Raw genomic sequence first — 14883 nt, forward strand, 5'->3', positions numbered from 1 at the left:
TCATGACGCAATCGGCGGCTGACCGGAAGGTTGGCGTGATCGGACTCGGCGCCATGGGTCTGGGCATTGCCAAGACCCTGCGCAATCACGGCTACACCGTGCATGCCTGCGATGCGCGCCCAGGTGCCGCTGCAGATTTCGCCAAGGAAGGCGGCGTGGCCTGTGCGACGCCTGCCGAGGTGGCGGCGGGCGTGGACGTGGTGGTATCGGTGGTGGTCAACGCCGCGCAGACCGAAGCTGTGCTGTTCGGAGAGGCCGGTGCAGCGGCCGCCATGCGACCGGGCAGCACGTTTGTCATGTGTTCCACGGTCGCCCCGAACTGGTCGATTGCGCTGGAGGCGCGCCTCGCGCAGCAGGGCATTCTGTATGTGGATGGCCCCATCTCCGGCGGTGCGGCCAAGGCTGCATCGGGCCAGATGACCATGATGACCTCGGCCACGCCCGAGGCGTATGCGGCGGCGGGCGACGTGCTCGATGCCATGGCTGGCAAGGTCTATCGCCTGGGCGACAAGGCGGGCGCGGGCAGCAAGGTCAAGATCATCAACCAGCTGCTGGCCGGCGTGCACATTGCCGCCGCCGCCGAAGCCATGGCCCTGGGCCTGCGCGAAGGCGTGGCAGCGGATGCGCTGTACGAAGTCATCACCCATAGCGCCGGCAACAGCTGGATGTTCGAAAACCGCATGGCCCACGTGCTGGCCGGCGACTACACGCCGCTGTCCGCCGTTGACATCTTCGTCAAGGATCTGGGGCTCGTGCTCGATACCGCGCGCGCGACCAAATTCCCGCTGCCGCTGGCGGCTACCGCGCATCAGATGTTCATGCAGGCATCCACGGCCGGTTATGCGAAGGAAGACGATTCGGCCGTGATCAAGATCTTCCCGGGGATCACATTGCCGGAGGGCCAACCGAAATGAGCGCAGCGCCCACGTCCCGCCCGGTCCTCGGTTGCATCGCCGATGACTTCACCGGTGCGACCGACCTCGCCAACATGCTCGTGCGCGCTGGCATGCGCACGGTGCAGACCATCGGTGTGCCGCAGGCCGGCGGCGAGGCCATCGCGGCGGATGCCGACGCCATCGTCGTTGCGCTCAAGTCGCGCACGATTGCCGCGGCCGATGCCGTGGCGCAGTCGCTGAGCGCACTGCGCTGGCTGCGCGCGCAAGGCTGTTCGCGCTTCTTCTTCAAGTACTGCTCGACCTTCGATTCCACCGACGCCGGCAACATCGGGCCTGTGGCCGAGGCGTTGATGGCCGAACTGGGTACCGATTTCACATTGGCCTGTCCCGCATTTCCCGAGAACGGCCGCACGATCTTCCGTGGCCATCTGTTCGTGGGCGACGTGCTGCTCAACGCGTCGGGCATGGAGCACCATCCGTTGACGCCGATGCGCGATCCGAATCTCGTGCCGGTGCTGGCTCGCCAGAGTGCGAGCAAAGTCGGCCTGCTGCGTTACGACACCATCATGCGCGGCGCACAGGCCGCTCGCGATCGGGCCCAGCAATTGCGCGCCGACGGCGTGAAGCTGGCAATTGCCGATGCCATTTCGAACGACGACCTCATCGTGCTGGGCGAGGCATTTGCCGATCTACCGCTGCTCACCGGCGGCTCGGGCCTGGCGCTTGGCCTGCCGGCGCAATATCGCCGCGCGGGGCTGATCACCGCGCACGGCAACGCGGCGCAACTGCCGATCGTGGCCGATTCGGCGATCGTGCTGTCGGGCAGCTGTTCACGTGCGACGAACGCGCAGGTGGCGCACTGGCGTGTATCGCGTCCGGCGGTCCAGGTGGATCCGCTGGCGCTGGCCGAAGGCAAACCGGTGGTGGTCGAGGCGCTTGATTTCGTGCACCGCCATGCAGGTCAGACGGTGCTGGTATACGCCACCAGTGCGCCGGAGCAAGTGGCTCGCGTGCAGCAGACGCTGGGCGTTGAGCGCGCGGGCAAGTTGGTGGAAGACGCACTGGGCCGCATCGCCCGCACGTTGCATGCCGATGGCGTGCGCCGCTTCGTGGTGGCCGGCGGCGAGACCTCGGGCGCGGTGGTGCAGGCGCTCGATGTGCGTGCGCTGCGCATCGGTCCGCAGATCGACCCCGGTGTGCCCTGGACCGCCACCATCGATAGCGATCCGCTTGCGCTGGCATTGAAGTCCGGCAACTTCGGCACGGTGGATTTCTTCGAGAAGGCGCTCGCGCAACTGGCGCACGCAACCACGGAGCCGATCGCATGACCACCACGAACGAAAGCGCGCTACGTGAAGAGATCACCCGCGTCGGACAGAGCCTGTATGCGCGCGGTTACACCGTCGGCACGGCAGGCAACATCAGCGCGCGCCTGCCTGACGGCTGGCTCATCACGCCCACCGATGCCTGCCTCGGCACGCTGGACCCGGCACGTATCGCCAAGGTGCTGGCGACGGGCGAATGGGTCAGCGGCGACAAGCCGTCGAAAACGCTGGCCCTGCATCGCGGCATCTACGACCGCAATGCGGAGGCGCATGCCGTGGTGCACACGCATTCGACGCATCTCGTAGCGCTCACGCTGGCGGGCGTCTGGCACGAAGCCGACGTGCTGCCGCCCATTACGCCGTACTACGTGATGAAGGTCGGCCACGTGCCGCTTATCGCGTATCGGCGACCGGGCCATCCGGATGTGGCCGCGCGGATTGCCGCGCTGGCCAATGATGTGCGCGCCGTGCTGCTCGACCGGCTGGGGCCCGTGGTGTGGCACGGCTCGGTGTCGACTGCGGCTTACGCGCTGGAAGAACTGGAAGAAACCGCACGGCTTTGGTTGATGACCGAACCCAAGCCGGCGCCGCTGTCCGACGCGCAGATCGACGAACTGCGCCTGACGTTCGGGGCCCGTTGGTAGAGCAACCGGCAGCAGATCGGTAGTGCCCGCCGCTCGGCCCATATAACACTTACACCGGAGACAAAATGAACACCTCGACCGCCACCACGGCGGCGTTGCCTTCGCACGCCGTTTCAAAAGAGGACAGTGTCTACGCGCGCGTGTCGCGCCGCATCGTCCCGCTCATCATGCTGTGCTACGTGGTTGCCTATCTCGACCGCGTGAACGTCGGGTTTGCGAAGCTGCAGATGTCGCAGGCGCTGAATTTTTCCGAGACGGTGTACGGGCTGGGCGCCGGCATCTTCTTCCTCGGCTATTTTCTCTTCGAGGTGCCGAGCAACCTGCTGATGAACAAGATCGGCGCGCGTATCTGGATCGCGCGGATCATGATCACGTGGGGTTTGATCTCGGGCGCGTTTGCATTTGTGCAGACGCCCACGCAGTTCTACGCGATGCGCTTCCTCCTGGGCTTGGCGGAAGCGGGTTTCTACCCCGGCATCATCCTGTACCTGACGTACTGGTATCCGTCGCATCGCCGCGCGCGCATCGTGGCGATGTTCATGGCGGCCATTCCCATCTCGGGCATCTTCGGCAACCCGCTGTCGGGCTGGATCATGAGTGCGTTTCACGGAGCGGGCGCAGCCGGCGGCTGGCAGGGCTGGCAGTGGATGTTCGTGATCGAAGCCATCCCTGCCGTGCTCGTTGGGCTGCTGGTGCTCTGGAAGTTCGATGACAGCATCCGCAAGGCCAAGTGGCTGTCGGAAGACGAAAAGCAGATCCTCGAAGCCAACATTGCGGCCGACAACAAAGGCAAGACCGAGCACCCCGGCATCGGCAAGGTGTTCTCCGATCCGCGCGTGTGGATGATGAGCCTGATCTACTTCGCCTTCGTCATGGGCCAATACGGCTTGACGTTCTGGATGCCGACGCTGGTGAAGAGCGCCGGCGTGAAAGACACCTTCATGGTGGGCATGCTCTCCGCCATTCCGTATCTATGTGCGGCGATCACCATGGTGCTGATCGGCCGCAGCGCCGATGCACGCCGCGAGCGCCGCTGGCACCTGGTTGTGCCGGCGCTGATGGGCGCAGTCGGTTTTGCCGTGGTGGCAACGGCGGGTCACAACGTGGCCCTGTCGATCGTGTTCCTGTCATTGGCCGCCGCGGGCGTGCTGACGTGCGCGCCGCTGTTCTGGTCCCTGCCGACGGCGTTCCTGCAGGGCACCGCTGCTGCGGCCGGCATTGCCGCCATCAACTCCGTCGGCAACTTGGCCGGCTTCGTGAGTCCCTATATGATCGGTGCGCTCAAGGACATGACGGGCAGCACATCCGCCGGCATGTACGCGCTGGCGGGCGTGCTGGTGCTCGGCTGCATTGCCGTGTTGCGCACGCCGCCGAAGCTGGTCAATAAATAAGCAATCGTATTCAGAGGTCTGTCATGCCGCGCTTTGCCGCCAACCTGTCCATGATGTACCAGGAGCACGCGTTCCTCGACCGCTTTGCCGCTGCGGCAAAGGATGGCTTCGAGGGCGTGGAGTTCCTTTTTCCCTACGACTTCGACAAGGCCGATATCCGCGCCCGTCTTGACGATACAGGTCTCACGCAGGCGCTGTTCAATGCGCCGCCGGGCGATTGGGCGGGCGGCGAGCGCGGCATCGCCTCGCTGCCCGGTCGCGAAGAGGAGTTCAAGCGCGGCATTGCGACAGCGCTCGAGTATGCGCAGGTGCTCGGCAACACGCGTCTGCACGTGATGGCCGGCCTGCTGCCCGCCGGTGCAGACCGCGCACGCCATCACGCCACCTACGTGAGCAATGTCGCCTACGCTGCGCGCGAGGCTGCCGGCGCAGGCGTCACCATCGTGCTGGAACCCATCAACACGCGCGACATGCCGGGCTTCTTCCTCACATATCAGGCGCAGGCGCATGCGGTGTGCAAGGAAGTCGGCGCGGCCAACGTCAAGGTGCAGTTCGACCTCTATCACGCGCAGATCATGGAGGGCGATCTGTCGGTCAAGCTCAAGCAGTACGTCGATGGTGTGGGCCACGTGCAGATTGCTGGTGTGCCCGATCGCCACGAACCGGACAAAGGCGAACTGCACTATCCACACCTATTTGCATTGCTCGATGCGCTCGGCTACAACGGCTGGGTCGGCTGCGAATATCGGCCGCGTGCCGGCACCAGCGAAGGGCTCGGCTGGCTCAAGCGCTGGCGTGAGAGCCAGCGTTGACGCTGCACCACAAGAAGGAGCGGCGGCAATCTGCCCGGGCAGAGGTGCGTATCGCCAAGCGCTGATGCAAAAGAAAACCGCCGCTGCGCGATGCGCCAGCGGCGGTCGATTCCGGCGGAGAGGCTCGTCAGGCGCCCAATTGAGCGGGGCCGAGCGAGCGCGTTGCGGGGACGCGGCCGTATGCCGGCAGTTCGGCCTTGCGGGTTGCGGCTTCCAGTTGCATGCCGATCGCTTCGGCCGCATGCGCGGCCGTCGTGCCGCCAGTGCCGGCCACGAGCCGATAGCCGCCGCCGCGCACGGTCTGGATCAGGCCATCGCATGGCGTACCGGCCAGCGCCACGCGCAGTTTGCGCACATGCACATCCACCGTGCGCTCACCCACGAAAACATGGTTGCCCCATACGCGGTCCAGTAGCTGCGTGCGCGAATGCACGCGTTGCGGATGCGCGACGAGAAAGTGCAGCAGACGGAATTCCAGCGGGCTGAGCGCAATGGCGCGGGGGCCGGTTTCGGTCTGGGCAGTCACACCCAGCGTGAGCGGATCGAGGCGCAGACCGTTGACCTGCAGGATGTCGTCGCCATGCTGGTGCGGCGCGCGGCGGCGCAGTACGGCGCGGATGCGGGCATGCAGCTCACCCGTGTCACACGGTTTGACGACGTAGTCGTCGGCGCCGGCGTCGAGCGCGGCAATCTTGGCGCGCGCATCGCCATGACGGGACAGCACGATGACCGGCAGGTCGCGCGTCTGCATGTTGGCGCGCAAGGCCAGCAGCATGTCGATCGACTCGCGCTCGGGCCACGTCCACTCCATTAGGAGCAGCTCCGGCATGGCGGCCAGGATGGCAGGCTGCGCCTGGCTCGGATGGCTGACCCGTTGAACATCGTGTCCACCATCACGCAGGGAAAACGACAGACGCTCCCCCTCTGCCTGGTCGTGTTCGACCAGCAAGATCTGAATACCCACTTTGTAATACCTCCCGTCTAACCAGCCGACACACTCCGGCGAGCAGCCCTGCGGCTGCGCTCTGCTGTCTGCGGTGCGCGTTGTTATGAGTGCCATGCGGGCAATTGCGCCTGTGCTCGCATGTCTTTTCTTGCGGGCGCTGTTGCCCGGCCGTTGGCCTTGCGCGCATCGTCATGCTGCTGTCCCCGTCGACGATCGCCAGCGGAGCCTCCTGGGTGGTGTCCAGGGTGGTCCTGAGAAAGGTCTGCAAGCCCCTCGGTGCCAGTCGCAGCGTGCCGGACCATGCAATCGTTTGCACAGTGTGCGGTATCGCTTACGCGCAATCCGAGCCGGCGCCCCCCCGAGCGCCGGTGAAGCAGGGATCCCCCACCTCCGTTGGCATAAGGCTTGTTCGCCCTTTCCCGTTTCCTCTAGTCATGAACCCCCCTCTGGCTCAGAGAGAAAGGATTCCGTTTTGCCGGATTATAAGAATCCCGTAGGGATTCGTCACGCAGGAACTCTAAAATTTCGAAATTCATTCAATTCCCCGTGAACTGGGATGGCGCGGTTGAAATTCATTCTTCATAAAGCTACGCCCAGCAACGTTCTTGGCGGATACCATGCATGCAATGATTCAAGTCTGGCATAAATGCATAACGATTATGCTCGCGCCGGCATAATGATTGATTTCATGTGTGCGCCGGTATTTTTTACAAAACAATCGGATTTGCTAAAAATCAATTGATCTGTTTTGTGGCAGGGGTAATTCGTGCGATTTAAAACTTTAGGATTACTGCTCGTTGTTTGGGCAACCTGTTGTGGGCGGACGCAAAAAAGCCCGCGCGAGGCGGGCTTTCTTATCCTGATGCCGAGGAGGCAGCGGGCGTCAGCCGCCCAGGCGTTCTTCCAGGCGGGTCTTGGCATCGGGCAGTGCTTGCGGAAGGCCGTGCGCCAGTTTCGTGAACAGCTCGTCGTGTAGCGCCAGTTCCTGCTTCCAGGCGTCCGCGTCCAGCGAGATCACCTTGGCGAACTGCTCCGCCGTGAAGTCCAGACCGTCCCAGCTCAGCTCTTCGTAGCGCGGCGACACGCCAAAGACGTGTTCCTCACCCTGCGCCTGGCCTTCGATGCGATCGATCATCCACTTGAGCACGCGCATGTTCTCGCCAAAGCCCGGCCACACGAACTTGCCGTTTTCATCCTTGCGGAACCAGTTCACGCAGAAGATCTTCGGCAGCGTTGCGCCGCTGTCGGCCAGCTTCTCGCCAACCTTGAGCCAGTGTGCGAAGTAGTCGGCCATGTTGTAGCCGCAGAACGGCAGCATGGCGAACGGGTCGCGGCGCACCACGCCTTGCTGGCCGGCAGCGGCAGCGGTGGTTTCCGAGCCCATCGTCGCGGCCATGTACACGCCTTCGGTCCAGTCGCGCGCTTCGGTAACGAGCGGCACGGTGGTCGAACGGCGGCCGCCGAAGATGAACGCATCAATGGGTACGCCGGCCGGGTTGTCCCATTCCGGATCGATCGAGGGGCATTGCGCGGCGGGCGCCGTGAAACGCGCGTTCGGATGCGCTGCCTTGCGGCCGGTTTCCTTGGCGCTCGCAGGCGTCCAGTCCTGACCCTGCCAGTCGATCAGGTGCGCCGGCGGCGTGTCGGTCATGCCTTCCCACCACACGTCGCCGTCGTCGGTGAGGGCCACGTTGGTGAAGATGACGTTCTCTTTGAGCGTGGCCATCGCGTTGAAGTTGGTCTTCTCGCTCGTGCCCGGCGCCACGCCAAAGTAGCCGGCTTCCGGGTTGATGGCGTACAGGCGCGTCTTGCCGTTGGCGTCCTGGCGGGGCTTGATCCAGGCGATGTCGTCGCCGATGGTCGTCACCTTCCAGCCGTTCAGGCCTGCAGGCGGAATCAGCATCGCAAAGTTGGTCTTGCCGCAGGCCGACGGGAAGGCCGCAGCCACGTGGTACGTCTTGCCCTCCGGCGACGTCACGCCCAGGATCAGCATGTGCTCGGCCAGCCAGCCCTGGTCGCGGCCCATGGTGGAGGCGATCCGCAGCGCGAAGCATTTCTTGCCCAGCAGCGCATTGCCGCCGTAGCCCGAGCCGAACGACCAGATTTCGCGCGTTTCCGGGAAATGCACGATGTACTTGGTCGGGTTGCACGGCCACGGCACGTCCTTTTCGCCGGCGGCGAGCGGCTTGCCGACGGTGTGCACGCACGGTACGAAATCGCCGTCAGTGCCCAGCACGTCGTACACCGCGCGACCCATGCGGGTCATGATGCGCATGTTGACGGCCACGTACGGGCTGTCCGACAACTCCACGCCGATGTGCGCGATCGGCGAGCCCAGCGGGCCCATCGAGAACGGCACCACATACAGCGTGCGGCCGCGCATGCTGCCGTCAAACAGGCCGTTCAGCGTCTGGCGCATCTCGGCCGGGGCCGTCCAGTTGTTGGTGGGGCCGGCGTCTTCCTTCTTCTGTGAGCAGATGAAGGTGCGGTCTTCCACGCGTGCCACGTCCGACGGGTCCGACAGCGCCAGGTACGAGTTCTTGCGCTTGGCCGGGTTGAGCTGCTTCATCGTGCCGGCGGTCACCATCTCGGCGCACAGGCGGTCGTATTCCTCTTGCGAACCATCGCACCAGACGATGCGCTCCGGCTTGGTGAGCGCCGCCACCTCGCCCACCCACGCGGTCAGGCGCGGGTGTTTCACGTAATCGGGCACGTTCAATGCGGGCACGCCCTGCATCACGGGTTGATTCATGACCAAAACTCCAATGGAAGTGAGAAAGAAATCGGTGTCGGATCAGCACGGCGGCCGCGCCCAGCGGCGGGGTGGAAAGCGATCGACGGCGCATCGGAAGCGAGCCGGATCAGCGGTTTCCAGAGGGAGAGGTGAGGCAGGCGGAGGGACGGGAGCCGTGCTGATTTCACATTCAGTTACAAAGCGGTGCACTGACGGAAGGTGGGTTTTTCCGGGCAGCGAGGGCCGCGTGCGCTAAAGTGGCGGGACCGAGGTCAACAGACCGTAGAACAAGGACTCGTCACCAGCGAGGCTGCGCAAATTGCGTGCCCGCGGCGGGCAATTCCAAACGTCGACACGGATTGTCGTGCGACGAGGGATGGGAAGAATACCACCGCGAGGGATCGCTGTTTTTTGCTGCGCACCATTGTTCGAAGTGAGATGTCGATGAAGATTGCCGTACTGGACGACTACCAAGACGCTGTTCGCAAGCTGGATTGCTTCAGCCTGCTGCAAGACCACGAAGTCAAAGTGTTCAACAACACCGTCAAAGGTGTGGGGCAATTGGCCGCACGCGTGGCGGACGTTGAAGCCATTGTGCTGATCCGGGAGCGCACGCGCGTGACGCGTCAGTTGCTCGATCGCCTGCCCAAACTCAAGATCATCAGCCAGACGGGCCGCGTATCGCGCGACTCGGGCGGCCATATCGATCTGGATGCCTGCACCGACAAGGGTGTGGTGGTGCTGGAGGGGAAAGGCTCGCCGGTGGCGCCGGCCGAGCTGACCTGGGCGCTGGTGATGGCCGCACAGCGTCGTATTCCGCAATACGTGGCGAGCCTCAAGCACGGCGCGTGGCAGCAGTCGGGGCTGAAATCCACGACGATGCCGCCCAACTTTGGCATTGGCCGCGTCCTGAAGGGCCAGACGCTGGGCATCTTCGGCTACGGCAAGATCGGCCAGCTCGTGGCCGGCTACGGCCGCGCTTTCGGCATGAATGTGCTGGTGTGGGGCCGCGAAGGCTCGCAAGAGCGGGCCCGCGCCGATGGTTTTGCCGTAGCGGATTCGAAGGACGCGCTGTTCGAGCAGTCCGATGTGCTGTCCGTCCACCTGCGCCTGAACGACGAAACGCGCGGCATCGTCACGGTGGCCGACCTCACGCGCATGAAGCCGACCGCCCTCTTCGTCAACACGAGCCGAGCCGAGCTGGTGGAAGAAAACGGCCTGGTGACGTCGCTCAACCGCGGGCGCCCTGGCATGGCCGCCATCGACGTGTTTGAAACGGAGCCCATCCTGCAGGGCCACACCCTGCTGCGCATGGAGAACTGCATCTGCACGCCGCACATCGGCTATGTCGAGCGCGAAGGTTACGAGCTGTACTTCAGCGTCGCGTTCCAGAACATCCTCGATGTTCTGCAGGGCAACGTCGACAGCGTGGTCAATCCGACGGCACTGGCGCCTGCGCTGATCCGCGCATAACGCCAGTCGTTCTACCTGTCGTTTCCGTTAATCAAGCCGCGGCGCGCAGCTGCGGCTGATTGGCGCCCGCGCCGTCGAAGCGGAAGCTGTCCATGGCCAACGATCCGTATGTCACTGTGTCGACCACGTGCTGGGCCTGCACGCCGCCCGGCGTGGCTTGGCCCGGCTGGCCCATGGCGGCACCCAGGGCCACGTACAGCGGCATCAGGTGTTCGTCGGTCGGGTGGGCGTGGGCGGCGTTCGGGGCTTGCGCGCGGTAATCGCAGAAGCGGGTGAAATCGCCGCTGCGGATGCCGTCGGTCATCGTCTCGATCATCCATTCGCGGAAGGCCGTCACCCAAGGCTCGACCGGCACGCCGTGCTGCGCCATGCCCGGGCCGCGCATCAGCGCGCGCAGGTTGTGCGTGAAGCTGCCGGAGCCGACGATGAGCACACCCTCGTCGCGCAGCGGCGCGAGGGTGCGCCCCATCGCCATCTGGCATGCCGGCGACAAGCCCGGCATCAACGACACCTGCACGACGGGGATCTTCGCCTCGGGAAGCATCAGCATCAGCGGCACCCACGCGCCGTGGTCCAGCGGCTGGCGCGGGTCCAGCACGGTGGAGGCCTGTTCTTCCAGCCCGGGGACGATGTTGCCGTCGATCAGCGCACGGATGCGTTCTGCCACGTCGGGCGCGCCCGGCGGGGCGTATTCCAGGGCGTAGAGCTGCGGCGGGAAACCGCCGAAGTCGTGCCAGGCCTCCTGCTGCGCGCGGGCAGTGACGGCCGGCCGGCGCGTCATCCAGTGCGGTGAAACCACGACGATGGCGCGCGGCTTGAGGGCTGCCATCTCTTGCCCGAGCGCCGCAAGCATCTTGCCGACGGGGCCCGGATCGGCCGCCAGCATGGGCGATCCATGGGACAGATAGAGCACGGGGAGCATGTCAAATTTCCTGAAGAAAGTGTCTGCCATTGTGCGCCGACGCAGCACCTGTAACGTGCATGGATTTGCAGGGCGGGATCAGGAAAATTGAACGAGTGCGCTTACATGCCCAGCAATTCCTCCGCCACCGTCGGGTGCAGGCCGACGGTCGACTGCAGATGCTTGAGGCGTACGCCCATGCGCACGGCCACCGCCATCGCCTGGATGATCTCCGGCGCGGCGTTGTCGACGATGTGCGCGCCGAGCACGCGGCCGCTGCGCGCGTTGCACACCAGCTTGATCAGCGATTCCATGCCCGAGCCCGCAAAGCGCTGCTCCAGCGAGACAAAGCGGCGGACGACGATGTCGATGCGGTCGGCCAGGGCGCGTTTGTCGGTGTCCGGCCCGCGTTTGCCAAGTTCGGGCCAGCGCGTGCGCGCGTCGGCCTCGGTCAGGCCCACGCTGGCGATGGCCGGATCGCAGAACACGGCCATCGGCACGGTGTTCATGTCAGGCAGCTTGATCCCTTTGCCGAACAGGCGTTCGGCCACGTAGCGGCCCTGCGCGACGGCCACGGGCGTCAATTGCAGCGGGCTGCCGCCGCAGATGTCCCCTACTGCATGGACGCCGCGGGCGCGTGTACGGAAGTGGCGGTCGACGGCAATGCGCCCGTGCGCATCGAGCGTGACGCCTGCGGCCTCCAGGCCAAGGCCTGCGATGTTCGACGTGCGTCCGATGGCGCTCAGCATGCGCTGGGCGCGCAGCACGCGCGGAACGTCGCTGCCCTCGGTGCTCGCGTATACGGCCACGCCGCCGCCGTTCACGGCATCGCGTTCGACGCGGACGACGTCGGTGTTCAGGATCAGGTCGACGCCGCAGCCAGCCAGCGACTGCGCGGCGGCCTCGGCCACCGTGGCATCAAATTCCGGCAGCACGCGCGCATCGCGCGTCAGCACGGTGACCCGCACGCCGAAGCGCGCCAACGTGGACGCCATTTCCACCGCGATGACACCGCCGCCCGCGATGATGAGCGATGCGGGCAGCGTGTCCCAACCAAACACGTCGTCGGACGTGCACGCCAGCTCCGCGCCGGGTACGGGAAGCGGCGTGGGGCGGGTGCCGGCAGCCAGCACGATCTGGCGCGCACGCAGCGTGGTCTTGCCGGACTCGGCTTGCACCCTGACGATGCCGCGGCCGCGCAGCGAGGCCATGCCGCTCAGCCATTGCACGCCGGCATCGGCCAGGCGGGCGAAATGCGTTTCGTGCAGCCGCGCGACTTCGGTGCGCGTGCGGGCGATGGCATCGGCCCAGGCGTCCGAGGTGTGTGCGGCGCGCAAGCACCGAGCCATCGTCTGCGACCAGGCGGCACCGTAGCCGAGCAGTTTCTTGGGCACGCATCCGCGGTTGACGCAGGTGCCGCCGATTTGCGCGCGGTCGATCAGCAGCGTGCGGGCCCCAAGTTCCGCAGATCGGCGCGCAGCCGCGAGCCCGGCCGAACCGGCGCCGATCACGATCAGGTCAAACGCATGTGCAGGGTTTGCGGGCATGAGGTGTCCGTCGAAGAAGCATCGGCCGGACGACCTTGGCGGCACGCCGGCGGGCGCGCCATGTGCAGCAAGCGGCGCGCCCGCCGCCTGTCTTGGAGGAGGTGGTTACGCAGCCACTGCGGTGGTGAACCCGCGTGGAAGTTCGCGCAGGAAGGTTTCGCCGTCATGACGGCCCAGCGCATACGCGTCGCGCATGGCGCCCGGGCGGGTGTAATCCCAGCTCGAAATGGGGACCTTGCGTGAGGGCTGTACGTAAAAGCGGCGCTGCACGCCGTCGGGCACCGGCACATCCATGCGGAAATACGTTGGGCGCGGGTACAGGCGCGTGACCAGCACCAGCGCGTCGCCCGGGATGGCGTCCAGCGCGTGCACGGGCACGTTGTCGACCATGCCGCCGTCAAGCACCGGCCGCCCCGCGCGCCGCAGTACCGGCGTGAACGGCGGGGTGGAGGCTGATTGCAGCAGAAGATCCGCCAAGTCCTCGGGTGTGGCGCAGTCCTGCGCGCGCACGATTTCCGCCGTAAAGCCGAGGCGTGTGCCCAGCGTTGGGTGCAGCGTCTTGCGAACGTGCTTTTCGATGTTGTAGGCAATCAGACCTGCTGCCACCGCCGAGCGTGCGCCCAGCCAGCGCGGGATATGCGCCACGCCGATCCGGATCTCGGGCGCCTGTGCCAGCCGCCCGAAGCGGCCCTCGCTGAAGACCGTCAGCAGCGCCGTGCGGTACATGCCGTAGTGCGGAAACACGCGCTCACCGCGCAGCAGGTTGCCCCAATGGGCGTTGCGGGTGTTCTGGCGCAGGGCCTCGCCGTAGTAATCCATCAGCTCGGCGGAATTCCACGCATGCAGCATGCACGCCGTCGAAGCTCCCGCCGAGATGCCGGCAATCACGCGCGGCGCCAGGCCCAGTTCGGGCTGCACGACGTCCCACCAGCCGGCCTGCCACCAGCACCGGTTGCCGCCGCCGGCAAACACCATCTGATCGAACTCGGGCGCGTTCATGCCGGTTCCCCGGTGCGGACGGTAGCGGCCGCTGCCGGCTCCAGCCGCAGCGACGGCGCGTATTTGAGCGTGTCGATGCACGCATCCAGCAGTCGCTCACGCTTGGTGGCGAGGCTGGAGACGTCCGGGTAGAAGAGGTAATCGCCCATGATGCCGTTGAACGTGGCATGGAAATGCGCCACGGCCAGTGGGATGTCGAGGTCGGCCGGCAGCTGCCCGCGCCGCGTCGCCTGCTCGATGATGCTCGTCAGATGGGCCATGCCTTCTTCAAACGATTCCTGCTGGCGCTTGAGGATGGGGCTTGTGTCTTCGACGAATTCGCACTTGTTGAACATGATCTCGAAAACCTTGCGCCAGTGCGCGTCTTCCACGAGTTGCCGCAGCAGGAAGTTGCCCACCGTGCGCAGTTCGCCCAGTGGATCATTGGCCTCCACGCCCAGCGGGGTGCACATGGTCTCCATGGGCAGCTTCACGCGCTCGCACATGGCGGCAAACACGTCGGCCTTGTTGCGGAAGTGCCAGTAGATGGCGCCGCGTGTCACGCCCGCGGCCTGCGCGATATCCGATAGCGATGTGCGTGCCACGCCCCGCGCATAGAACACGTCTTCCGCCGCATCCAGGATGCGGTTACGTGTTTCCAGTGCCTCTTCCTTCGTTCGTCTGACCATGATCTTCCAGGGGAACGCCGTGCCACCCCGGGCGGCGTTCTTTCGATTGGCTTTTGTGCAATGCACAATTCAAGGCAACGCACTATTGCGCTTCGCACAACGCGGCAGCAGGCCGGTTGGCTGACAATCCTTGTCGCAGCGCGGTATCCGCTGCATGTTCGCTTGATCGCCGTCATTGCTACGAACTCCGGAAAGGTGTCAACGGAGTCCCTATTCCTCAATGGCGTCACTTACATACATACGCGAACGTATCTATAATAGCGCGCACTCCGTCCCTTGCCCATGGCCGTACGCGCCACATCCATCCCGGGCAGGTGCGCTGGGGCAGACTGTGTGTCTGTCGGCGACCAGGTCGGAGATCGACTGCCGATCGCTCCCGCGTCTTAGCTTTCTGGTCCGAGTTGTTGCGAGTTCGTCGCGAAGGCCATATCGCATGCCGCCAGATGCAGCTAGCATCGGACGTTTTCGTTTTTGTGTTTTTTTTGGTTTCGCTGACGGTTTGCCGGCGTCGCACTCGTTTGCGCGACGATGCGGCACCCGGCATTCC

12 protein-coding genes are annotated in these 14883 nt (G+C 65.1%); 6 read left to right on the plus strand and 6 right to left on the minus strand.

Annotation, left to right across the window (positions count from 1 at the left end; translation table 11 throughout):
- Positions 1–2 precede the first annotated feature (2 nt).
- The 5 genes from ltnD (at position 3) to otnI (ending at position 5068) form a co-directional block, all read left to right on the plus strand.
- The gene (ltnD, locus tag CFE42_RS15395; RefSeq protein WP_004628217.1) at positions 3–914 is read left to right on the plus strand and encodes an L-threonate dehydrogenase; all 912 of its coding nucleotides are present in this window, start codon (positions 3–5) and stop codon (positions 912–914) included.
- Positions 911–2224, plus strand: a complete 1314-nt coding sequence (gene otnK, locus CFE42_RS15400) for a 3-oxo-tetronate kinase (protein WP_004628216.1) — start codon at positions 911–913, stop codon at positions 2222–2224. The genes ltnD and otnK overlap by 4 nt, the downstream gene beginning before the upstream one ends.
- Positions 2221–2865: an aldolase gene (locus CFE42_RS15405; RefSeq protein ID WP_004628215.1), complete on the plus strand. Its 645-nt coding sequence runs from the start codon at positions 2221–2223 to the stop codon at positions 2863–2865. Before otnK ends, CFE42_RS15405 begins: the two co-directional genes overlap by 4 nt.
- 65 nt (positions 2866–2930) lie before the next feature.
- Positions 2931–4256 (plus strand): MFS transporter, encoded by a 1326-nt coding sequence (locus CFE42_RS15410; RefSeq protein WP_004628214.1) that lies wholly within the window; start codon positions 2931–2933, stop codon positions 4254–4256.
- 23 nt (positions 4257–4279) lie between these two features.
- The gene (gene otnI / locus CFE42_RS15415; protein WP_004628213.1) at positions 4280–5068 is read left to right on the plus strand and encodes a 2-oxo-tetronate isomerase; all 789 of its coding nucleotides are present in this window, start codon (positions 4280–4282) and stop codon (positions 5066–5068) included.
- Between the two features lie 127 nt (positions 5069–5195).
- Here otnI and CFE42_RS15420 read toward each other — a convergent pair whose 3' ends face one another.
- On the minus strand, positions 5196–6032 hold the full coding sequence (locus tag CFE42_RS15420) for a winged helix-turn-helix domain-containing protein (protein ID WP_037043759.1): 837 nt from the start codon (positions 6030–6032) through the stop codon (positions 5196–5198).
- 865 nt (positions 6033–6897) lie between these two features.
- Positions 6898–8766 carry a phosphoenolpyruvate carboxykinase (GTP) gene (locus CFE42_RS15425; RefSeq protein WP_004628211.1) on the minus strand — a complete coding sequence of 623 codons (1869 nt, stop codon included), beginning with the start codon at positions 8764–8766 and terminating at the stop codon, positions 6898–6900.
- A 426-nt stretch (positions 8767–9192) separates the two neighbouring features.
- Between CFE42_RS15425 and CFE42_RS15430 the strand changes: the two genes are divergently transcribed.
- Positions 9193–10221 (plus strand): D-2-hydroxyacid dehydrogenase family protein, encoded by a 1029-nt coding sequence (locus CFE42_RS15430; RefSeq protein WP_004628208.1) that lies wholly within the window; start codon positions 9193–9195, stop codon positions 10219–10221.
- A 31-nt stretch (positions 10222–10252) separates the two neighbouring features.
- Here CFE42_RS15430 and CFE42_RS15435 read toward each other — a convergent pair whose 3' ends face one another.
- From CFE42_RS15435 to CFE42_RS15450, 4 genes are all read right to left on the minus strand, one after another.
- Positions 10253–11143, minus strand: coding sequence for a class III extradiol ring-cleavage dioxygenase (locus CFE42_RS15435; RefSeq protein WP_004628207.1), 891 nt, complete (start codon positions 11141–11143; stop codon positions 10253–10255).
- 101 nt (positions 11144–11244) lie between these two features.
- Positions 11245–12669, minus strand: a complete 1425-nt coding sequence (locus CFE42_RS15440) for an NAD(P)/FAD-dependent oxidoreductase (protein ID WP_004628205.1) — start codon at positions 12667–12669, stop codon at positions 11245–11247.
- A 105-nt stretch (positions 12670–12774) separates the two neighbouring features.
- Entirely contained in the window at positions 12775–13668 is an 894-nt protein-coding gene (locus CFE42_RS15445) for a patatin-like phospholipase family protein (protein ID WP_004628204.1), read from the minus strand.
- The gene (locus CFE42_RS15450; protein WP_004628201.1) at positions 13665–14336 is read right to left on the minus strand and encodes a TetR family transcriptional regulator; all 672 of its coding nucleotides are present in this window, start codon (positions 14334–14336) and stop codon (positions 13665–13667) included. The genes CFE42_RS15445 and CFE42_RS15450 overlap by 4 nt, the downstream gene beginning before the upstream one ends.
- Positions 14337–14883: the final 547 nt, after the last annotated feature.

The sequence above is a fragment of the Ralstonia sp. PBBBR1 genome, from assembly GCF_002256165.1.
GTDB classification, from domain to species: domain Bacteria; phylum Pseudomonadota; class Gammaproteobacteria; order Burkholderiales; family Burkholderiaceae; genus Ralstonia; species Ralstonia thomasii.